The sequence below is a fragment of the Pseudidiomarina marina genome, assembly GCF_044807045.1.
Lineage (GTDB): Bacteria > Pseudomonadota > Gammaproteobacteria > Enterobacterales > Alteromonadaceae > Pseudidiomarina > Pseudidiomarina marina.
The window spans coordinates 1,297,038-1,318,196 of the sequence record NZ_CP085233.1 but is presented as its reverse complement, the minus strand read 5'-3'; the positions used below and the strand labels follow the sequence as shown (position 1 = coordinate 1,318,196).

Sequence of the window (21,159 nt, the reverse complement as noted above, 5' to 3'; positions counted from 1 at the left end):
CCTTCCTGTGACTAAACGCTAGCAGCATTATTGCTGCTAGCATCTATTAGTGTAAGGTCAATAGTTTAACATTATGTGACGGAATTTTGTTGTTCTGATTTCGGTTCTGGTGGCTTGGTCAGACCATACCAACTTAGCATAGTCTTCATACCGCGACGCATATCGTTCAAGATCAGGTATAAACTTGGTACCAGCAACAACGTAATGACTGTTGCAAAAAGAATACCGAAGGCTAACGAAATCGCCATTGGAATCACCAGCTGTGCCTGCATACTCTTCTCAAGCACAATCGGTGCAAGACCGAAAAACGTTGTTAATGAGGTCAAAATAATCGCACGGAAGCGGGCCACCCCGGCCTCAGTAACGGCTTTTCGCAAACTCTCACCGTCAGCTCGGGCGCGGTTAACATAATCAACCATCACCAGTGAGTCATTCACCACAACCCCCGCCAGCGCAATAATACCGAACAAGCTCAGAATGGAAATTGGCATACCCAAAATCCAATGGCCAACTACCGCGCCAATCATGCCAAATGGTATCACCGACATGATGATCAACGGCTGGCTATACGATTTCAATGGAATTGCCATTAACGCGTAAATAGCAAATAGTGCCAACATAAATCCAAGCGCCAGTGAATTGGTCGCTTCGGCTTCATCTTGTGATGCGCCTTCAAGTTGGAATCCTACCGAAGGATAGCGATCAAGAATCGGCTGAATTTTGTCTTCCCGAACTTGGCGAACAATATCAAATGGCTGCACTTTCTCTTTATCGACGCGAGCACGCACGTTTACTGAGCGCTCACGATTGATGCGTGTAATGGTGTTATAGCCTTTCGCAAAGCGTACGTCAGCTAACTCGGTAAATGGAATTAATGAACCATCCGCAGTGCGTAGCTTCATATCTTCAAGATTACCAACTGACTGACGCTCCGACAGCGGGTAGCGCACCATAACTTTCACTTCTTCGTCATTACGTTGAATTCGCTGTGCTTCAGCACCATAGAAAGCGTAACGTACTTGGCTCGCTAGCTCTTGCAGGGTGATCCCCATCGCTGTCGCTAGCGGTTTCAGTTCAAGAATAATTTCATCGTTACCTTCGCCAAAGGTATCTTCGATATCAAAAACGCCGTCGAATTGGGCAAGATCTTGCTTCAATAACGTTGCCGCTGCGGCGAGCTCCTCAAGGTTTTCACCGGTTAGCTGAAACTCAACGTCAAAACCACCGCCGCCGCCAATACTTCCTTGGAAGTTTAGCGCTTTCACACCGGCAATTTCGGGGGTCGATTCACGCCAATTATTGATAATCGCAAACCCGTCAAGGTTACGGTCTTCGCCCTTTTCAAGTTCAGCGAAAACGGTGCCGCTGGTGGTTCCATTCATCCACACGTTGACATGTTTGATAATGTTTTCGCCATCATCTTGCTCAGCTTTCTTATCCACATCAAGCAATGCTTGCTCAACTGTCTGTAACGTGCGAATGGTTGACTCTTCAGAAGCGCCAGGTTGCATCGTTACATTGGCTTGAATGAAGTCGCTCGGAATATTTGGGAAGAATACCCAGCGCACTGTACCACCGGCGATTAAACCAATCGAAAGAATAAACAAGCCGATAAAAGCAGCCAGCGTGGTGTAACGATAATGTAGGCACTTCTTCAAGAACGGTTGATAGTAAGTCTTAGCAAAATAGAGCAGACCATTAGAAATTTTGTTACGGACACGCTGGAAGCCATTTTGCTTCTCATTACCGCCTTTGGAGAATTTCATGTGTGCAATGTGGGCCGGCAGAATAAACTTTGATTCAACCAGTGAGAACGCCAAACATAAAATAACAACCCACGCGATGGATTCCCAAATGGCGCCCATGCCACCTTCAACCATGAGCATCGGAATAAACGCCACCATGGTGGTGAGTACACCAAACGTTGCCGGCATGGCCACTTTCTTCGCACCAATCACCACGTTATCAATTGATTTGCCGTTCTTTTCAATCTCAGAATAGGCACTTTCCCCAATAACAATGGCGTCATCCACCACTATCCCCAGCACCAATATAAAGCCAAACAGTGAAATCATATTGATTGATATGTCAAACATGGGGAGTGGCATGAGTGCGATGGTTCCTAAGAAACACAAAGGAATACCAATCATGACCCAGAATGCGAGGCGAAGCTGCAAGAATAACGCCAGCATAATAAACACGAGCGCACCGCCGAAAAGCATGTTGTCGATCATTAAATCGAGTCGACCTTGGAGGTAATACGATGAATCACCCCAGTGCGCGATTTGAACTTCTGGAGGAAGCTCTTTTTGCTTGCGGTCAATGTAACTCTTCACTAACTCTGCAGTTCTTAAATCATTTTGATCGCCAACTGAGTCAACACGCACGAAAGTCGACATTTTACCGTCAAATTGTGTGAACCGACGACGCTCAATAAACGCATCTTGTACGGTTGCAATATCGCCCAAAGTCAATCGGGTGCCGTCTGGACGTTTGATCAAAACGATTTGTTCAAACTCATCACCAACATAGGCTTGATTATTTGCGCGTAGCAAAATATCGCCGTTCGGCGTGCGAATTGAACCCCCTGCAACATCTAACGAGGTTCCACGAATGGCTGTGACAATATCTTGGAAGGTCAAGTTATAGCGTTGTAAATCAGCTTCAGAGATCTCTACTGAAATTTCGTAATCACGAGCACCCACCACGTCAACTTTGGTTATACCGCCAATATCTTTAATGTCATCACGAATTTGTTTGGCGAGTTCTTTCTGCGTGGCTTCATTAACATCACCGAATACACTAATCCAAATCACCTGACGTTGCGGTCGAATTCGATAAATATTTGGTTTTTCGATCTGTTGAGGAAAGCTAGGAATGGCATCAACGAGCATTTTAATCTCGTCCATGACGACCTGGACGTCGTAACCACTTTCAACTTCAATTGAAACGGAGCCGTTGCCTTCACGGGCAGTGGAAGTAACCCGCTCGATACCATTCACGTCTTCAATGGCATCTTCAATACGAACTAATACACCTTGTTCTACTTCTTGCGGCGCAGCGCCCGGAAACGGTACCTGAATACTAATGATATTCAGCTCAATTTCAGGGAACATTTGCTTGCGCACCTGTCCCACCATGAAAATACCAGTGATGATGATCAATGCCATTAATAGGTTGGCGGCAACAGAGTTATTCGCCCACCAAGCAATAATGCCTTTTTTCGGGTCGATATCGTACTTACTCATTGTCGTTACCTGCTACACCTTCAGCTGGCTGCTCTTTGGTTTCTTGCTGCTCGATGATTGGATCGCCCGGAATTCGCACTTTCATGCTTGGTAGCGCATTCGATAACTGAGTCAATACAACCAAATCGCCACTCTCTAAACCGTCATTGATCACCACATGTTGCGCTTCTGAACGAACGATATTCACCTCACGCTGTTCTAAACGCCGCTCTTCATCCACAACCCACAACGTATTATTAATGGATAAAGCATACCGCGGCACTCGGAATACTTGCTGTGCTTCAATACCATCAATGACCAACTCGACAAAACGGCCGAATCGTAACGGCACTGGATGACGGTCGGTTTTCTGATTGTATGGGTCTTCCACTTCCACAACGCCGTATATCACACGACTATTTTGATCAAGAACACCCTCACTACGAACAAGCTTTCCGTGCCAAGTGTATTTTTCACCCGCAACGTCACTAGTCAATGCGACATGAGGGTAGGCACCATCATGATTCGCTTCAGGTAAATCAATATAAGCCAGATCACGATCACTTAAAGGTACACGAATCTCCGCAACTTCTGAGCCAAACAGGGCACCTACTTGCGTATTCACACTGAGAAACTGACCAATATCGACATTTTTATTCTGTAGGATGCCGTCGTACGGCGCACGAATGACGGTTCGATCGAAGTCTCGTTGCGCTTTAGCTACCGCAGCTTCCGCTGATTGAACAGCAGCAACCGCACTTGCTACCTGAGGTTCACGTATACCTAATGCTGGAATCTCGCCCATTTGGAGCGATTCCCACTCATCTTTGGCGACTTGTGCCCGCGCACTTTCTTCAGCCAACGCGGCTTTCGCTTGAGCCAGTGACGCTTTCGCGCTTTGTAGCGCTACGCGATAATCATCTGGGTCAATACGGATAATCACATCGCCTTTCTTGAAAAAGCCACCATTTACAAAGTTATCCGAAACTTCAATAACTTGCCCACTCACTTGCGTAACCAAATTGGTCATATGCTTAGGCTTCACGTTCCCTTGTCCATTGACTTGAAAACGAATATTTTCAGGTTGTGCTTCAACCACCTCGACTAGCACTGGTGGTCGTTCAGTACTGCGCTGCGGCGGCTTAGGACGTAAAACTGTCATTAAAATCAATAATAGAATTGCGACAATTAAAATGAGAGGGGGTAATAGTGCGCGTTTCTTAAAGGCCATAACATCCCAGTTCCGTAAGTTAAAATTCTTAAATTTATTTCATACCGTATAGTATGACGAAATCTTGCCATCGCCGTTAGTAACAATGTGTTAGCAGTTGTAAACGAGTCGGGATCTAGCCTTTAGCCGTTTAATAAATAGCTCTCCCCAGCTTCTATTGCTCGCGGTCCACCGGATAATAATACGATGTCATCGTTCATCAATTCAAAGTCACCATGAACTTCTGTAAATTCTTCTTCCCCTCGGCGTACTGATTTTATTTGTAGATTCAGATCATCAAGACCTAATTCGATCAATTTTTTACCGCAGGCATAAGCATTCCTTGGCAGTGACACAGCATGTAAAAACTGCAATCGATCAAGTTTTTCAGGGTCCATATCGGTAGTCTCGCCCGGATAGAACCCATGCATGTCACCATAATGCGAGCGACGCGCATGATCCAATCGTGAAAGAATTTTCCGAATTGGAACTCCAGATCGACTTAGAATTTGCGAAACTAACATGAGACTTGCTTCTAGGGTATCGGGTACCACTTGGGTTGCGCCGGCTTCCATCATGGCTTTGAGTCGCATATCATCACGGCTCCGAACAATAATTTCAGCGTGATCATTAAGATTTCTAATTGCTTTTAAAACATCAAGCGCTCGCTCATCATCTGCAAAGCTAATAATAATGAGCTCTGCTTCATCCGCATGAACTGCTTTTAAAATATCGCGGCGGATGGCGTTGCCAAAGAATACTTTTTGACCACCAGCAACAGCTTCTTGAACTCGCTTCGCATCATGATCAATCGCTAAATAATCAATGCCTTCGTTACTTAAAAATCGAGCGATGGTTTGACCTACACGACCAAAACCAAGAATAAGTACGCGGGAATGTTCGTTAGTTGGATGCGGTAGATTTTCTTCGTCCAGTTGTGATATCGGACTAATAATATAACTCACAAAAGATTTGCATCGTTGAATTACTAACGGCGTTAACGCCATGCCAAACACGCCAACACCAACTAAAATTGAGGCTGTCGTCTGATCGAATAGTTTAAAGCTCAAAGCAAGTGATGCCAGTACAAAACCAAACTCTCCCATTTGGAATAACATCAATCCAGATCCCCAAGCATCTTCTTTGCGTTCGCCCATTAATACGGCCAGAGTTCGTATAATGAGTAGCTTTACGATTCCAACGCCAAGAACAACTCCAATAATCCAATGTATATTTGCGACAAAAACATCAAGGTCTAACTGCATACCGACAGTAATGAAAAATAGACCCATCAATATGTCTCGGAAAGGTCGAATATCAGCTTCCAACTGGTGTTTATATTTACTTTCTCCTAGCATCATCCCAGCTAAAAATGCTCCTAAAGCCATTGATAAGCCAAATAAGTGAGTCATACCACCAGCTACCAAGGCGACCAATAATGTTGCTAACACAAACAGTTCATCAGTTCGCAACTTGGCAATTTCACGAAATACATGAGGTAATACCCATTTACCGATCGCCATCAAGACCAAAACTACTCCAGTTCCCTTCAATAAGGCATAGCCGAGGCTTTCCCACATGGAAATATCGTTATTTGACGCCAGTAAAGGAATCACAATCAACATCGGTACAACGGCGATATCTTGGAATAACAGCACGGCGACTGTCATTTGGCCTTTTTTAGAAGTAAGTTGAGAAGATTCACCAAGTTGCTTTATAACCACGGCTGTTGAGGACAGAGCTAGAGTACAGCCAATAATAAATGCACTGACCCAGTCATCAACAAAATATACAGCCAGTAACGCGAACAAGGTCGTACAAATCACGACTTGCCCTGCCCCCAAACCGAATACCTGACCGCGCATTGCAATCATTTTGGGGAGAGAGAATTCGAGACCAAGTGAGAAGAGTAAAAGGACAATACCGAGCTCTGCTACAAAGTGGTACTCATCTGGGTCAGCGATCCATTCCATAACATCAGGACCGGCAATAATGCCAGCCGTTAAATAGGCTAATATTGCCGGTAGTTTGACTTTTCGAAATGCCCAGACCAATACGACAGCAATCGCCAACAACAGTAAAACATCAGTAAACCCGCTATTCACAGTCACTCCCGCAGTCGATACAAACCAACGCATATAAGCGACAAGCCAATTAGCGTGGTTATTTGAATGGTTTCACCGAGTATAAAATAAATTAAGATCAATGAAATAAATGGGCTTAAAAAAATCAACGTTGAGATTTGTGCTGTTTTCGTGGCTAATCGCATTGCAGTAAGCCACAAGAAAAAGGTGATACCCATTTCAAAAAGACCAACGTAGATCCCTGCCCATATTCCCTGCCAGCTAAGATTGAAATAATTTATTCCTGAGTCAGCACTTGAACTAAGGAGATTAAACAGTACTAGCCAGCCACTTCCCCACGCAAAACACCAAAATAACGCAGGTACCGGTTTATCCGTATTCTTAGTGTTTATCAGCCAGTAGCTTGCCCAGAGTAAGGTGCTAAACAGAGCGAGGCCGATACCAATCCAATTCGTTTGTGCGAAGTCCCAATTGCCTCCAGTCGCGATTAAGAAAACGCCAGCATAGGCTAATAGCATAGCAAACAGTTCTTTTGCCGTGAGTTTTTGATGCAAAAACGGCACTGCTAGAAGCGACATGGTGATTGCCCAAGTGTAATTTATGGCTTGAGCTTGCTGCGCAGGTAATTGGTTGTATGCCGCAAACAACACCCAATAGTAGGCGGCGGGATTAATGAAGCCTTGTAACGCATAGAAACCGAAACGTTCACGCCCTACTTGCCAGACTTCGCGCCAACGTTGTTGCACTGACAAAATGACGGCAAACGTTAGCAGGCTAGTAAAGGCAGCAATTGTGAGTAATTGCAGTGGCGTTAAATAACGTAGTGCTAACTTAAAAGCCGTTGCGACGGTCGACCAAAGCAACACTGCGGCAAGTGCGTAGAAAATGGCTTTACGCTGATCCATATTGTTCCTTGAACAAAATGACGAAGTCACACAACCTAGCGTGACTTCAGAGTAAGAACAAGTAGTCTGTCTTTGTTATCGGCGGTAATCCGCTTCACTGCACAGTTAGCCCATTCAACACAAGGGCTGGCGTCATTGGTCGTCAATAGCATTTGCGTGCGTAACTGTTCCAGTTGCGCATACGACGGAATCGCAGCTTGCTGGTGTTGCAACCAATATCGCAAAACACCACGTTGCAATTGTTCATCTGTATGTTGTAGCCAACGCGTTGCTAAGCGGCCCTGACTATCAATATGGGGGCGAACACGATCGTCCAACAATTGCTCCATAAGCTGTTGCGTCTCACTACAAAGTTGCGCACTTCGCAGTACCGCTTGACCAAAATGTGGCCAACGCTGCTCTAACTTTGGAATCACTTCATGACGTAAAAAATTTCGCTCGATGCTCGTGTCATAGTTGGTATCATCTTCAATCCAGAACACCTCGCGCGCATTAGCATAACGATAAATTTCTTCTTTGCTGATATCTAACAACGGTCGCAACCACGTTTGTCCGCCTTTTTTGCTCTGCATCGCCATCGCCGCTAAACCTTTGGGCCCTGCGCCACGTTTGAGTTGCAGTAAAAAGGTTTCAATTTGGTCATTGCGATGTTGGCCAAGTAAAAAAATAGCATCGGCGTCAGCAAGTTCACTCAAGCGCTGATAGCGCGCCTCGCGCCCCGCAGCCTCTTTACTAATACGACTACCGGACGGCACTTGTAGCGGCTCGCAAATCATCGGAAAATTTCGACGTTGGCAGTCTTCAACGAGGCCTTGCGCCCAATCACCCGAATTCGGATGAAATGCGTGATCTAAATGCACGGCCAAAAAATTGAACTGTGGAGATTCGGTGCGAAAATGGTCAGTTAAATCAAGTACAGTTTGCGAGTCCGCCCCTCCACCGAGGCACACGACAATTTGCTGGTGTGGCTTCGGTTCTAGCGCTAACAGACGTTGCTTAAACAACGTATAAAGGGGATCAGTGTTGCCACTGTCCCCTTTATTATTCGTTGTCGATGTCGCATTATTCAACGCGCATCACTCCAGTTTAACAATAACCAAATGACATCAGCTTTTGATAACGCTGCTCGAGGCGAGCTGCGCTATCTAGATTCACCAATGAGTCGAGGTCTGCTAGTAATTGTTTCTTCAATCGACGCGCCATTTCTTGATGATCCCGATGCGCACCACCAATCGGCTCTGCAATAATTGAATCAATTAAGCCTAGCTCTTTCGAACGTTGTGCAGTTACACCCATTGCTTCAGCTGCTAAAGGAGCTTTTTCGGCGCTCTTCCAAAGAATCGATGCACAGCCTTCCGGTGAAATAACCGAGTAGGTCGAATATTGCAACATATTCACGCGGTCACCCACGCCAATAGCTAATGCCCCGCCCGATCCACCTTCACCGATAACGGTACAAATAATCGGCGTATTCAAACGTGCCATGACTTTTAAATTACGAGCAATCGCTTCCGATTGACCACGCTCCTCAGCACCGATACCAGGGTAAGCGCCCGGCGTGTCGATAAACGTGATAATTGGCATTTTAAAACGCTCAGCCATTTCCATTAAGCGCAACGCTTTGCGATACCCCTCAGGCTTTGGCATACCGAAATTACGGCGAATTTTCTCTTTTGTTTCACGGCCTTTTTGATGACCAATAATCATCACTGGTTTGCCGTCAATACGAGCCGTGCCGCCAACAATCGCTTCGTCGTTCGCAAATGCACGGTCGCCAGCCAATTCGTCAAAGTCTTCAAAAATGTGTTGAATATAATCAAGCGTATAAGGACGCAACGGATGACGCGCTAATTGTGCGACCTGCCAAGCACCTAAATCGCCAAAGATCTTTTCAACTAATTGCTCACGCTTCTCTTGAAGCTTTGCGATTTCTTCTTCGATAGAAATATCGAAATCACCTTTTGCGCCAACCGCTTTTAATTCTTCGATTTGCGCCTGAAGTTCTGCAATAGGCTGTTCAAAATCTAAAAATTTAAGACTCATTATGGCTCCCATTTGCCATTAAAATTCGAGTTCAACCGCTTGTTGACCAAGCTTTTGCTGTAACTCATACATCAATTCATCGGTTGGGGTCACATACCATTCTGTGGCCGCCACATAGTCTGCCGTTAAATCGGGGCGCACATAACGGATGTGCAACGGACACGAGCCCTGTTTAAACGGCTCAATCAGTTGTTTTAACTGAGCGAGACCTTGCCCTTCTAATTGTTCTTGACGCACTGTTAACCGCAACGTTTTTGCATATTGCTCACGCATGCCGACAATCGTCATCACCTCTCGAGCCGTCATTGTATTGGCAGAGGAGTAATCATCAAAGCTGACCTCTCCTTTTACCACTAAAATTTGGTCTTTTTCGAGCAGATGTTGATAATTTTCATAATCTTTAGCATAAAAACGCACATCAAATCGCGCGGTTTTATCATGTAAGGTGACAATTGCCCAACGTTGATTCTGTCGATTCAACATTGTGCGCACGTCGACCACGAGTCCTGCCACCGTTGTCGTTTGATCGCGCCCAGTTGGACGTACATCAGCCAACACGCAGGGCACATAATTCTTCAGCTCTTGGCGGTACCGATTTACCGGATGTCCAGTTAAGTATAGCCCAAGAGTTTCGCGCTCGCCCTCTAGCCACATTGCCTCAGGCCATGGCGGTACTTGCACAAACTCATGTTCAATCTCAACATCATCGGCAGCCGAAGTGAGTACGCCGAATAAGTCGCTCTGGCCAATCGCTTCTGCTCGGGCGTGTTGTTCCGCCTGACGCATGGCTTTTTCAAGCGTTGCCATGATAGTCGCTCGGTGTGGGCCTAATGAATCCATAGCGCCAGCTTTGATTAATTTCTCAAGCACGCGGCGATTGAGCTTTTTCAAATCAACTCGACAACAAAAATCAAAAAGATCGGTAAATGGTCCCTCTTCGCGCGCTGCAAGAATTGCCTCAATCGGACCTTCACCCACACCTTTTATGGCACCAATGCCATAAACAATTCGCTGCTGTTCATCTACGGTAAACTTGTAACGTCCAACGTTCACATCTGGTGGAAGAACTTTCAGCCCCATGTTTTCGCATTCATCCACTAAGGTGACAATTTTATCCGTGTTGTCCATATCAGCTGACATGACAGCAGCCATAAATTCAGCCGGATAATGCGTTTTCATCCATAGCGTTTGGTAAGAAACTAAAGCGTATGCGGCCGAGTGCGACTTGTTAAAACCATAACCCGCAAATTTTTCAACGAGGTCGAATATTTTTATCGCCAACTCACCATCAATGCCATTTTTCCGCGCGCCTTCTTCAAAAACCGCACGCTGCTTCGCCATTTCTTCTGGTTTCTTTTTACCCATGGCGCGTCGCAATAAGTCCGCGCCACCGAGCGAGTAACCTGCGAGTACCTGGGCAATTTGCATTACCTGTTCTTGATATAAGATAACGCCATAAGTTGGTTCTAGAATCGGCTTCAGGGATTCGTGTTGATAATCTTTATCCGGGTACGAAATCGCTTCGCGCCCATGTTTACGGTCAATAAAGTTATCCACCATGCCGGATTGCAGCGGACCAGGTCGGAACAAGGCAACGAGGGCGATAATATCTTCAAAGCTATCGGGCAGAAGCTTTTTGATGAGCTGCTTCATTCCAGATGATTCAAGCTGGAACACCGCCGTCGTCGCTCCCTTTTTCAATAACGAAAAACAAGCGGGATCATCGAGTGGAATGTGATTAATATCAATTGGTGGCTGACCGTCGCGTTGACGATTAGCATTCACCATATCTAACGCCCACTGAATAATAGTGAGGGTACGCAGACCTAAGAAATCAAATTTAACCAGCCCAGCAGCTTCCACATCGTTTTTGTCGAACTGTGTTACCGGTTGTTTCCCTTCTTCGTCGCAATACAACGGCGAGAAATCAGTAATGCGTTCAGGCGCAATCACAACGCCACCAGCGTGTTTGCCGGCGTTTCTCGTTACCCCTTCAAGAATCCGCGCCATGTCGATTATTTCACGAACATCATCATCTTGTTCGTACATTTCAACTAAGCGTGGTTCAATTTCAAACGCCTTCTCAAGTGTCATTCCGGGATCACCCGGTACCAACTTGGTAATTTTATCGACAAAACCATAGGGGTGACCGAGTACGCGACCGACATCACGAATCGAAGCTTTGGCCGCCATGGTGCCAAATGTAATAATCTGCGATACAGCTTCACGCCCATATAATTCCGCTACGTGATCAATAACCTCGTCACGGCGGTCCATACAAAAATCGATATCGAAATCGGGCATCGAGACCCGTTCCGGATTCAAGAATCGCTCGAAAAGTAAGTCGAGTTCGAGTGGATCGAGATCGGTAATTTTCAGCGCATAGGCCACGAGCGAGCCGGCACCTGAACCACGCCCGGGTCCAACAGGAATATTGTTATCTTTGGACCACTGGATAAACTCCATAACGATTAAGAAATAACCCGGAAACCCCATCTGGTTAATAACATCGAGTTCAATCTTAAGTCGCTCATCATAAGGCTTGCGTAATTCTGCACGCTGCTGAGGATCAGGGAATAACACTTCTAATCGTTGCTCAAGACCTTCTTGTGATTTTTTCACCAAGAAATCTTCAGGTGTCATACCACCGGTAGGAAATTCTGGTAGAACATATTCATCAAGTGTAACCGTCACGTTACAACGCTTAGCAATTTCGACGGTATTGGCAAGCGCTTCGGGAATGTCCGAAAATAACTCAGCCATTTCTTCGGGGCTTTTTAAATATTGCTCTGAACTGTATTTCTTGGGCCGGCGCTTGTCGTCAAGCGTGTAGCCATCTGATACCGCAACACGTACCTCATGAGCTGTGAAGTCTTCAGGACGTAAAAACATGACTTCATTGGTTGCCACCACCGGCGTTTCGGTTGCGGCTGCTAACGCAACGGCTGCATGAACGTATTCGTCCTCGCCTGGGCGTCCTGTGCGTTGTAATTCAAGGTAAAATCGATCGGTGAAATGCTGCTGATAAAACTGAAGTAGTTGACGCGCTTCATCTTCACGATTCTGCAGAATTTTCCGACCAATATCGCCTTCTCTACCACCCGACAGGAGGATTAATCCTTGCTGGTGCTCAGCTAACCATTCTTTGTTGATACAGGGTTTACCGCAACGATGACCGGCCAAGTAACCACGACTAATAAGCTGGGTCAGTTGTTGATAGCCAGCATTGTTCATGGCTAATACGGTTAATCGAAATGGTTCTTCCTGAGCGTCTGTCGTCCAGCCTTCTGGTAACACCCACAAATCGCAGCCGATGATTGGTTTTAAGCCTTTATCATGCGTTGTGCGATAAAAGCGAACCAAGCCACACATATTCATTTGATCGGTTAACGCAAGCGCAGGCATCCCCATCGCTGCGGTTGCTTCGCAAATAGGTTTTACCTTCGCTAAACCATCGATCATTGAGAAATCGCTGTGAATGCGCAGGTGAATAAATTGAGGCGGTTGGTTTACATCGCTCATGCGTTACTTCATACAATCCTTAGTCATCATTTGCCTATTGTGCCGTATGCGTTAGTGTATGTCATGTAGTGATTTTAGCCTTAACGAAACCCTGTAAAAAATGGCTAAAATCTGACTAAAAGTTGAAAGGTTGTTATAGTATTTCTGAATTGAATCACTAAGTTGAGCACAATGCCAGATTCTAGCTTTGTTGAATACGATAGTTCAAAACAGTCACTTCAATTGAGTGGCTCGTGGACGTTTGAGAATTATCTAAGTATCCAGAAGTCGCTACGCAACATTCCTGCCGATAATACCATTAAGACAATTGATTTCAGTCAGCTAGAACGACTTGACCTTAACACGGCGAGTTTAGTTGCTGAATTCGTTTCACCGTCGACTCTTGAGAAGCTTGTTGCATCAACACAACAGTTAAACCCTCATCATCGCGATATCTTTCAGCAACTCTTGCGTGCCTATCAGAACCAGCAAACAAGCTCAAGCGAAGCGAAGCAGCCATGGTTTGCCTTTATCTCGCAGTTGGGGGCTTGGGTCTCATGGCAAAGTTATCAATTCATTATTCTTGTGAATTTTATTGGTCGTGTGTTACTCACCACTTTGGCCGTGCTACCGCGTCCAACACGATGGCGATTTACCTCATGGTTCTTTCACATGCAACAAGCAGGCTTAGCTGCCATTCCCATTGTCGCCTTGATGGCGTTTTTAATTGGAGCCGTTGTCGCTTTTTTGGGGGCCACGGTTTTAAAAGATTTCGGAGCCGCCATTTATACCGTCGATTTGGTTGCGTTTGGCTTCATGCGTGAGCTCGGGGTGCTGCTGGCAGCTATATTGCTGGCCGGTCGAACCGCTAGCTCATTTACCGCTCAAATAGGTGCCATGAAAGTTAATGAAGAACTTGATGCTATGCGTGTCGAAAAACTCGACGCCGTTGAGTTATTGGTTATCCCTCGTATTTTAGCCCTGCTAATTATGTTGCCCTTATTAAGTTTCGTATCGACTTTAGCCGGGTTGCTCGGTGGCGCTGCGGTAGCTATCGCGAGCCTAGATATTTCACCAACACAATACTTGTCAATTTTAAACGAAGTGCCACTACGGCATTTTTGGGTTGGCCTGAGCAAAGCCCCATTTTTTGCCGTTGTCATTGCCATCATTGGCTGCCTTGAAGGCTTCAAAGTAACCAACAGCGCCCGCTCCATTGGCGAACATACAACCTCGAGTGTCGTTCAAGCGCTGTTTGCGGTTATTTTGCTTGATGCTATTGCCGCCTTGTTTTTTATGGAGATGCAATGGTAATGAATGACTTACAACCGATATTATCACTTGAGGACATTACCAATCGATTTGGCGCAACAGTCATTCACGAGAATCTTAATCTCGACGTGAATACGGGAGAAATATTGGGATTAGTCGGAGGTTCTGGTGCCGGCAAATCTGTACTTTTGCGAACCGCTATCGGGTTGCATAAGCCAGTTGCCGGTTCCATCCATCTTCGTGCCAAGCAAGTTGGCGTGTTATTTCAGCATGGCGCTTTATTTTCATCATTGACCGTTATCGAAAACGTTGCCTTACCGCTTTTTGAGCACACTTCATTGTCGCGAGCTCAAGCACTACACCTTGCCAGCTTGAAACTTGCTTTAGTCGGGCTTGATCAGGCAGCTGGTGCACGCTATCCGGCTGAGCTATCCGGTGGCATGATAAAACGCGCCGCATTGGCACGTGCTTTGATTCGAGAACCAGACATGCTATTTCTTGATGAACCAACTGCTGGACTTGATCCAATTAGTGCTGCAGCATTTGATCAGCTCATTTTGACTCTATCCAAGGCTCTTGGCTTAACCGTTGTCTTGGTCACCCATGATTTAGATACGTTGCATGCTATTTGTGACCGGATTGCGGTGCTTTCTGACAAACAAATTATTGCTATCGATACGCTCGCCAAGGTGGCGGAACATAAGAATGACTGGATTCAATCCTATTTCCATGGTCCGCGTGGGCGTGCCATTATCGATAAGCCGCCATATTCACAACACTCAAGTCTTACCGTGGAGAATTAACTCATGGAAACAAAAGCGCACCATATTATTGTTGGAATTGCGACACTAGCAATTCTTCTGGCGGGACTTGCATTCACGCTTTGGTTAGCGAAAGCTGACTCTGAGCAAGCCTACAAAAACTACGATGTACTCTTTGAAGAACCGGTCTCAGGTTTGACGGTCGGCAGTCCAGTTCAATTTAATGGCATTAGTGTTGGCGAAGTGACCCAATTGAGTTTAGATAAAAACGACGCGCGCGTGGTACGAGCACGCATTCGCATCACTGCTGAAACCCCCATCACCAAGGCAACCAAAGCTTCACGAACATTATTAAATATTACCGGTTCAAGCGGAATCGCACTGGAGCAAAGCGTTGCAAGAAGCGAACCGATCAACAACCAAAACGGTATTCCTGAAATTGTTGCTGAACCATCTGAGCTCACCCAATTACGTTTGAATACCGAGGAATTGTTCGTCAATGTGAGTCAGGTTATTAACAACGCGAATCGGCTTTTTTCTGAGAATAATATGCAAGCCATTGAATCAATTCTTGCCAATGTTGATACGTTTAGCGGTGAACTAGCTGAGCAATCGCAGAACTTCGCGTCAGTGCTCGACAACTTGGAAAACAGTACTAGGCAACTGAATGATTCATTAATTACTTTAGAGAGTGAATTAACTCAACGTAGTGACCCCCTCTTTAATAAAGCCGAAGAAACGCTCGCCAATTTGGCAGATGCCAGTAATCAGCTTAATGAATTGATGCAACATAATCGTGGCAATATCGATGCTGGCATGGCCGGTATTGCCGAAGTTGGCCCAACCCTACTCGAGCTGCAAGTTACCCTTAAGCGCCTTAATGCGATTGCTGCGCGCTTCGAAACTGAACAGATGAAGGAGTATCAACCGTGAAGCTAAACAATATCATGATGGCTGTTGGCCTAGTCTTCGTTTGTGCAGCGTGCAGCGTGATACCTGAGGCTAAACCAATCGATTTTTATACGTTACAACCAGCTTCGGTTAATCAAAGCGAGTCAGTCAAGTTATCTCATATTCGCGTTGCGGAGCCAGAACTCAACGACGCTCTGCAGCTCGAGCGTATTGTTCGAATCACTGCCGATGGTAGCATCTTGGCCTACCCGAATGCGAAATGGAGCACATCTATTGCCACCCTCTGGCAAAGCTGGATGCTCGATGCATTGTGGCGCGATAGTCGCTTTGAACACATTAGTTCAAGTCAGCAAGGGTTTGATAGCGATTGGCAAGTTTCAGGGCGACTACAAGCGTTTCATATTGAGGAAACAAATTCCGGTTCGGTCGCTGTAGTACGCTACGATGCGCAGTTGGTTAATACCAAACAGCGTAAAGTGACGAAGAGTGAGAGTTTCGCTGCACGGATTCCCCTCAGCGGAGATGAAACCGATCACGCAATTAATGCGTTAAGCGCAGCAAGCTCAGAAGTTGGTGAGCGTTTACTTGAATGGCTTGCGGCGTCATCCAATTGACGCCGCGAACTTATATTACTGGTTTGAGGTTCTTAACTAAACGTACCGACAAACGCTTGAATTCCCTCTTGCTTTAGAGCATCTAAAGCTTCTTCAAGTGCCGCGGCATCGGTTTCAAAATGATCTTCCCAAACTGTCGAATTATTATCGGCATCCACAATTTCAAGAATCCAGTTACTGTCTTCGGTGCGATAAATATCAATGCTAACAGTTAAACCGTCGGCAGAAAAATCTTGGCATAACGGGCTTTGAATATAGTCAACCGCGTCAGTCATATCATGTCCTTTTTGAACTCATTGGTAGAATAAGCGCGCATTCTAGCACCATCTGAAAAAAATTTGATAACTATCATTGATTAATTTTTAAACAGAACCATATTAAATCTCGTGTTGAAACGCTCAGCACATGATGCCATTTAAATTGGAGGTCATTATTATGAATGATTCTAATTTGTCTCGGTTAGCTCCTTGGAATTGGTTTAAGCATGAGAGCGATAAACCACAACAGGGTAACCGTTCTAGTTCACTAACCCCTTTCTCTCGTTTCCACGATGAAATGGATCGGCTTTTAAATGATACGTTCAAAACCTTTACGGTGCCTCGATTATTTGACGAACATAACGCCGATTTTTGGAAGAATACGGACGTTATTTTTCGGCCTAAAGTTGATATTAGTGAATCACCTGAGCAATACAGTATTAGTGTTGAATTGCCAGGCGTTGAAAAGAAAGACTTGAAGCTCTCAGTGGAAGGAAACTACTTGACTATTCAAGGCGAAAAACGCTCTGAAGAAACCAGAAAGAATGATAATTACCATACCATAGAGCGCCGATATGGACATTTTCAACGCGTTCTAAATTTACCTGACGACGCAAAAGCAGATAGTGTTTCTGCAACATTTAAAAATGGTGTTTTACATATTTCTATCGGCCGAGATAAATCGAAGTCAACGTCTGATCAACGAGAGATTCCCATCTCCTAATAAAAAGGGCATCCACATGGGATGCCCTTTTATTACGCCATTTTTCGGCGAGGTTATAGGTTCGCTAATGCGTTATTTAAAGTTGCTGATGGGCGCATTGCCTTATCAACCAAATCAGCATTTGGTTGGTAATATCCACCAATTTCAACTGACTGACCTTGAACACCGTTGAGCTCTTCAACAATCTTCGCTTCGTTCTCATTCAAGAATTTAGCGAGTTTACCAAAGCGCTCAGCCAAAGCAGTGTCTTTGCTCTGTGTTGCAAGTGCCTCTGCCCAGTACATGCCGAGATAGAAGTGGCTACCGCGGTTGTCTATCTGACCAAGTTTGCGCGCTGGCGATTTATCATTTTCTAGAAATTTCGCTGTTGCTGCATCAAGTGCATCGGCAAGAATTTGTGCACGCTCATTGTTATTGCGCTGTGCAAGATGCTCAAGTGATGCTGCCAACGCGAGAAACTCACCAAGTGAATCCCAACGCAAGTAGTTCTCTTCAACGAACTGCTGAACGTGCTTCGGTGCAGAACCACCAGCGCCCGTTTCAAATAAGCCACCGCCGTTCATCAACGGTACAATTGACAACATTTTCGCAGAAGTACCCAGCTCAAGAATTGGGAACAAATCCGTCAAATAGTCACGCAACACGTTACCAGTAACAGAAATGGTATCTTTGCCGTCTTTCATACGCGCCAATGTGTGTTTGGTCGCTTCAGTCGGAGCCATAATACGCAAATCTAGGCCGTTAGTGTCGTGCTCTTTTAAGTACTCATTTACTTTTTTGATTAGCTCGGCATCGTGCGCACGATTTTCATCGAGCCAGAATACTGCTGGCATACCGCTTAAACGTGAACGGTTGACTGCTAACTTAACCCAGTCACGAATTGGTGCGTCTTTCACTTGGCACATACGCCAAATATCGCCTTTCTCAACATCGTGAGAAAATACCGTTTCTCCCGCTTGGTTTAAAACAACCACGGTGCCATCAGCAGGAATTTCAAAGGTTTTATCGTGAGAGCCGTATTCTTCAGCTTTCTGCGCCATCAGACCAACGTTTGGTACAGTACCCATGGTTGATGGGTCGAATGCGCCGTGTTCTTTACAGAAATCGATGGTCGCTTGATACACGCCGGCGTAACAACGATCAGGAATCATCGCTAGCGTATCTTGTGTTTTGCCTGCACGGTTCCACATCTTACCGCCATCGCGAATCATTGCTGGCATTGATGCATCAATGATGACATCACTTGGTACGTGCAAGTTAGTGATTCCTTTATCAGAATTCACCATCGCTAACTCTGGCTGTTGGTCATATACAGCTTGGATATCAGCTTCCACTTCAGCGCGTTGATCTGCTGGCAGTTCAGCAATTTTCGCTAATACATCACCAAAACCATTGGTTGCGTCTACACCTAATTGTTTGAACAAATCGGCATGCTTTGCAAAAACATCAGCAAAATAAACCTTCACTGCATGACCGAACATGATTGGGTCAGAAACTTTCATCATGGTGGCTTTTAAGTGCAGCGACAATAATACGCCTTGCTCTTTAGCAGCTGCGGTTTCTTTTGCAAAGAACGCTTGTAACTGTGCTGCACTCATGCGCGCCGCATCGACAACTTCGCCGGCTAATACTTTAACTGAATCTTTCAGTACTGTTTGACCAGCTGGGGTGTTTAATACAATTTTAAGATCGTCAGCTTGAGCAAACGTGGTTGACTGCTCGCTACTATAAAAATCACCGTCGCTCATATGAGCAACGTAAGTTTGTGAGTCTTTTGACCAGGTCCCCATGCGATGCGGATGCTTCTTCGCATAGTTTTTAACCGAAGCAGGTGCGCGACGATCTGAATTACCTTCACGAAGTACTGGGTTTACGGCAGAACCTTTGATTTTATCGTAACGTGCTTTGACATCACGCTCTTCATCGGTTTGCGGTTCAAACGGATAGTTTGGAAGATTATAACCTTGGGCCTGCAACTCTTTGATTGCTGCAGTTAACTGTGGAATCGACGCACTGATATTCGGTAACTTGATGATGTTAGCTTCTGGCGTCTTAGCCAATTCACCAAGCTCAGCAAGAGCGTCACCAATACGCTGCTCGGCTTTTAAATACTCTGGGAAATTCGCAATAATACGACCAGCTAACGAGATGTCACGGGTCTCAACAGAAACGCCAGCAGCATCAGTAAACGCACGAATAATCGGTAGCAACGAATAGGTTGCTAAACGTGGTGCTTCATCAGTTTCGGTATAAATAATCTTTGAACTATCAGTCGACATAGTGATTCCTATTCATTAGTTCAGGACAGAAAAAAGTGGCCCGAATTATAGCAGGATATGCCGGTAATCACTAGCGCTTAGCGATTAGTCAATCACGACATTGTTCAATAATTCATCAACTAAGAAGTGACATTGCTGATAAATATCGAACAAGTCGCCGTGTGCTTCAAGCGAGTTTTTCATAGCCAGATCGTACTCAAAGTCGAGAATTTTCGTTAAATAATTCCCAAGATCGCCGGTATGGTGCAGTACGGCTTCGCGTACATTCTCCGAGATGTGTAAGTCTTGTAAAAACGTGTCTTTGTCGATGCCCACTAGAACATCAGAACCCGACAACAGGCCAACCAAAAATGCCGGACCTGAAAGTCGGTTGAATGGGTCTTTTTTACGTGCAAGTTCACTACACATATAAGCGCGGGTAAGAACCAATTTGGTTTTTGTTGGTGCCTGACCTTTCACCGATACAATTAGCAAAACCCATTTACGCAAGGGCTCTAAGCCCAACAACATCACCACCTCTTTTAACGATTCAATTTGTCGTGTGAGGCCATAGTATGGACTATTTGCAATGCGCAATAGATTCACAACTAACACGGGGTCAGTTTGCAACGCAGCAACAATCTCATAAAGTTCGGGGTCTTCGCTAAATAACTGATTAATCACTAAGGTCAATTGTGTCGCGGCGGCTGACGGAACACGCTTTCCTTCAACCGTTGTTGGACGCGCTAAGTAATAACCTTGAAACAAATCAAAACCGAGCGCTTTATACTCTTCATAAGTTGTTTCATCTTCGATACGTTCGGCAAGCCACAACACGTTTAGGTGCTGAAGTTCTTCGAATCGCTGTCGAGCTATATCAAGGGGGGTTTTCTCAATATCAACCTTAATAATTGATGCGTATTCTAGAAGCGGCGTCCAACTATCCTGAAACTCGAAATCGTCTAGAGCGAAACGGAATCCTTTATCAACCCAACGTTTAATAGCATCAACAATTTCGGGGGTTGGCTCGATACGTTCAACCAACTCGACAATCACATGGTTTGGCGCTAACGGTAGGAATAAACCCGACAGAAGAAACTCTGTTGAGACATTGACGCAAACTGGCAGTTTTACGTGCTCGACGTAATCTAAAAGTCCAGTGCAGAGATTATATAAAACTTCACTGGTTGCAACACTGTCACCAACCTCAAATGCGCTAATACCGTTTTCGTGACGGTACAACAGTTCATGCGCATAAACTTCATTATGACGGTTATAAATAGGCTGCGACGCAAATAAAATCTCGGACATATTTGTACTCGATAGATTACAATTTATTTACCATCCTATATATCAAAAAAAGGAGGACAGAGCTAGCTCCGTCCTCCTTT

Annotated in this window: 15 protein-coding genes; 5 read left to right on the top strand and 10 right to left on the bottom strand. The window is 45.3% G+C overall.

Translation table 11 applies throughout. The features are described from left to right. Nucleotides 1-71: 71 nt before the first annotated feature. From LG272_RS06225 to dnaE, 7 genes are all read right to left on the bottom strand, one after another. The gene (locus LG272_RS06225) at nucleotides 72-3,248 is read right to left on the bottom strand and encodes an efflux RND transporter permease subunit (protein ID WP_404407329.1); all 3,177 of its coding nucleotides are present in this window, start codon (nucleotides 3,246-3,248) and stop codon (nucleotides 72-74) included. Next, nucleotides 3,241-4,458: an efflux RND transporter periplasmic adaptor subunit gene (locus tag LG272_RS06220; protein ID WP_404407327.1), complete on the bottom strand. Its 1,218-nt coding sequence runs from the start codon at nucleotides 4,456-4,458 to the stop codon at nucleotides 3,241-3,243. Before LG272_RS06220 ends, LG272_RS06225 begins: the two co-directional genes overlap by 8 nt. A 122-nt stretch (nucleotides 4,459-4,580) precedes the next feature. Next, nucleotides 4,581-6,575: a monovalent cation:proton antiporter-2 (CPA2) family protein gene (locus tag LG272_RS06215; protein ID WP_404407325.1), complete on the bottom strand. Its 1,995-nt coding sequence runs from the start codon at nucleotides 6,573-6,575 to the stop codon at nucleotides 4,581-4,583. Further along, nucleotides 6,545-7,426, bottom strand: a complete 882-nt coding sequence (locus LG272_RS06210) for a DMT family transporter (protein WP_404407323.1) — start codon at nucleotides 7,424-7,426, stop codon at nucleotides 6,545-6,547. The genes LG272_RS06215 and LG272_RS06210 overlap by 31 nt, the downstream gene beginning before the upstream one ends. A 35-nt stretch (nucleotides 7,427-7,461) precedes the next feature. Continuing rightward, complete coding sequence (gene tilS, locus LG272_RS06205; protein ID WP_404407321.1) at nucleotides 7,462-8,496, bottom strand: tRNA lysidine(34) synthetase TilS; 1,035 nt, start codon at nucleotides 8,494-8,496, stop codon at nucleotides 7,462-7,464. A 16-nt stretch (nucleotides 8,497-8,512) separates the two neighbouring features. Next, nucleotides 8,513-9,469, bottom strand: coding sequence for an acetyl-CoA carboxylase carboxyl transferase subunit alpha (accA, locus tag LG272_RS06200; RefSeq protein ID WP_126758489.1), 957 nt, complete (start codon nucleotides 9,467-9,469; stop codon nucleotides 8,513-8,515). Nucleotides 9,470-9,487: 18 nt separating this feature from the next. Further along, a complete protein-coding gene (dnaE, locus tag LG272_RS06195; protein ID WP_126758488.1) occupies nucleotides 9,488-12,991 on the bottom strand; it encodes a DNA polymerase III subunit alpha in 3,504 nt (1,167 codons plus the stop codon). A 171-nt stretch (nucleotides 12,992-13,162) separates the two neighbouring features. Between dnaE and LG272_RS06190 the strand changes: the two genes are divergently transcribed. Genes LG272_RS06190 through LG272_RS06175 form a run of 4 tightly spaced genes read left to right on the top strand, consistent with a single transcriptional unit; the run spans nucleotide 13,163 to nucleotide 16,529 of the window. Further along, nucleotides 13,163-14,284, top strand: a complete 1,122-nt coding sequence (locus LG272_RS06190) for an MlaE family ABC transporter permease (RefSeq protein WP_404407318.1) — start codon at nucleotides 13,163-13,165, stop codon at nucleotides 14,282-14,284. Further along, nucleotides 14,278-15,045: an ABC transporter ATP-binding protein gene (locus LG272_RS06185; RefSeq protein WP_404407316.1), complete on the top strand. Its 768-nt coding sequence runs from the start codon at nucleotides 14,278-14,280 to the stop codon at nucleotides 15,043-15,045. The genes LG272_RS06190 and LG272_RS06185 overlap by 7 nt, the downstream gene beginning before the upstream one ends. A 3-nt stretch (nucleotides 15,046-15,048) precedes the next feature. Then, complete coding sequence (locus LG272_RS06180; protein ID WP_404407314.1) at nucleotides 15,049-15,936, top strand: MlaD family protein; 888 nt, start codon at nucleotides 15,049-15,051, stop codon at nucleotides 15,934-15,936. After that, nucleotides 15,933-16,529, top strand: a complete 597-nt coding sequence (locus LG272_RS06175; RefSeq protein ID WP_404407312.1) for an ABC-type transport auxiliary lipoprotein family protein — start codon at nucleotides 15,933-15,935, stop codon at nucleotides 16,527-16,529. The genes LG272_RS06180 and LG272_RS06175 overlap by 4 nt, the downstream gene beginning before the upstream one ends. A 32-nt stretch (nucleotides 16,530-16,561) precedes the next feature. Here LG272_RS06175 and LG272_RS06170 read toward each other — a convergent pair whose 3' ends face one another. After that, entirely contained in the window at nucleotides 16,562-16,804 is a 243-nt protein-coding gene (locus LG272_RS06170; protein WP_404407310.1) for a hypothetical protein, read from the bottom strand. Nucleotides 16,805-16,964: 160 nt separating this feature from the next. Between LG272_RS06170 and LG272_RS06165 the strand changes: the two genes are divergently transcribed. Further along, complete coding sequence (locus LG272_RS06165) at nucleotides 16,965-17,510, top strand: Hsp20/alpha crystallin family protein (RefSeq protein ID WP_404407308.1); 546 nt, start codon at nucleotides 16,965-16,967, stop codon at nucleotides 17,508-17,510. Between the two features lie 53 nt (nucleotides 17,511-17,563). Here LG272_RS06165 and LG272_RS06160 read toward each other — a convergent pair whose 3' ends face one another. Both LG272_RS06160 and LG272_RS06155 read right to left on the bottom strand, forming a co-directional pair. Then, nucleotides 17,564-19,789 (bottom strand): NADP-dependent isocitrate dehydrogenase, encoded by a 2,226-nt coding sequence (locus LG272_RS06160; protein WP_404407306.1) that lies wholly within the window; start codon nucleotides 19,787-19,789, stop codon nucleotides 17,564-17,566. An 84-nt stretch (nucleotides 19,790-19,873) separates the two neighbouring features. Next, on the bottom strand, nucleotides 19,874-21,079 hold the full coding sequence (locus LG272_RS06155) for an EAL and HDOD domain-containing protein (protein WP_404407304.1): 1,206 nt from the start codon (nucleotides 21,077-21,079) through the stop codon (nucleotides 19,874-19,876). Nucleotides 21,080-21,159 lie beyond the last annotated feature (80 nt).

What these genes read in the sequence shown, in the direction of transcription:
- LG272_RS06225 (WP_404407329.1), bottom strand. Translation starts at nt 3,248, where the DNA reads ATGAGTAAGTACGATATCGACCCGAAAAAAGGCATTATTGCTTGGTGG.
- LG272_RS06220 (WP_404407327.1), bottom strand. Translation starts at nt 4,458, where the DNA reads ATGGCCTTTAAGAAACGCGCACTATTACCCCCTCTCATTTTAATTGTC.
- LG272_RS06215 (WP_404407325.1), bottom strand. Translation starts at nt 6,575, where the DNA reads ATGCGTTGGTTTGTATCGACTGCGGGAGTGACTGTGAATAGCGGGTTT.
- LG272_RS06210 (WP_404407323.1), bottom strand. Translation starts at nt 7,426, where the DNA reads ATGGATCAGCGTAAAGCCATTTTCTACGCACTTGCCGCAGTGTTGCTT.
- accA (WP_126758489.1), bottom strand. Translation starts at nt 9,469, where the DNA reads ATGAGTCTTAAATTTTTAGATTTTGAACAGCCTATTGCAGAACTTCAG.
- dnaE (WP_126758488.1), bottom strand. Translation starts at nt 12,991, where the DNA reads ATGAGCGATGTAAACCAACCGCCTCAATTTATTCACCTGCGCATTCAC.
- LG272_RS06190 (WP_404407318.1), top strand. Translation starts at nt 13,163, where the DNA reads ATGCCAGATTCTAGCTTTGTTGAATACGATAGTTCAAAACAGTCACTT.
- LG272_RS06185 (WP_404407316.1), top strand. Translation starts at nt 14,278, where the DNA reads ATGGTAATGAATGACTTACAACCGATATTATCACTTGAGGACATTACC.
- LG272_RS06180 (WP_404407314.1), top strand. Translation starts at nt 15,049, where the DNA reads ATGGAAACAAAAGCGCACCATATTATTGTTGGAATTGCGACACTAGCA.
- LG272_RS06170 (WP_404407310.1), bottom strand. Translation starts at nt 16,804, where the DNA reads ATGACTGACGCGGTTGACTATATTCAAAGCCCGTTATGCCAAGATTTT.
- LG272_RS06165 (WP_404407308.1), top strand. Translation starts at nt 16,965, where the DNA reads ATGAATGATTCTAATTTGTCTCGGTTAGCTCCTTGGAATTGGTTTAAG.
- LG272_RS06160 (WP_404407306.1), bottom strand. Translation starts at nt 19,789, where the DNA reads ATGTCGACTGATAGTTCAAAGATTATTTATACCGAAACTGATGAAGCA.
- LG272_RS06155 (WP_404407304.1), bottom strand. Translation starts at nt 21,079, where the DNA reads ATGTCCGAGATTTTATTTGCGTCGCAGCCTATTTATAACCGTCATAAT.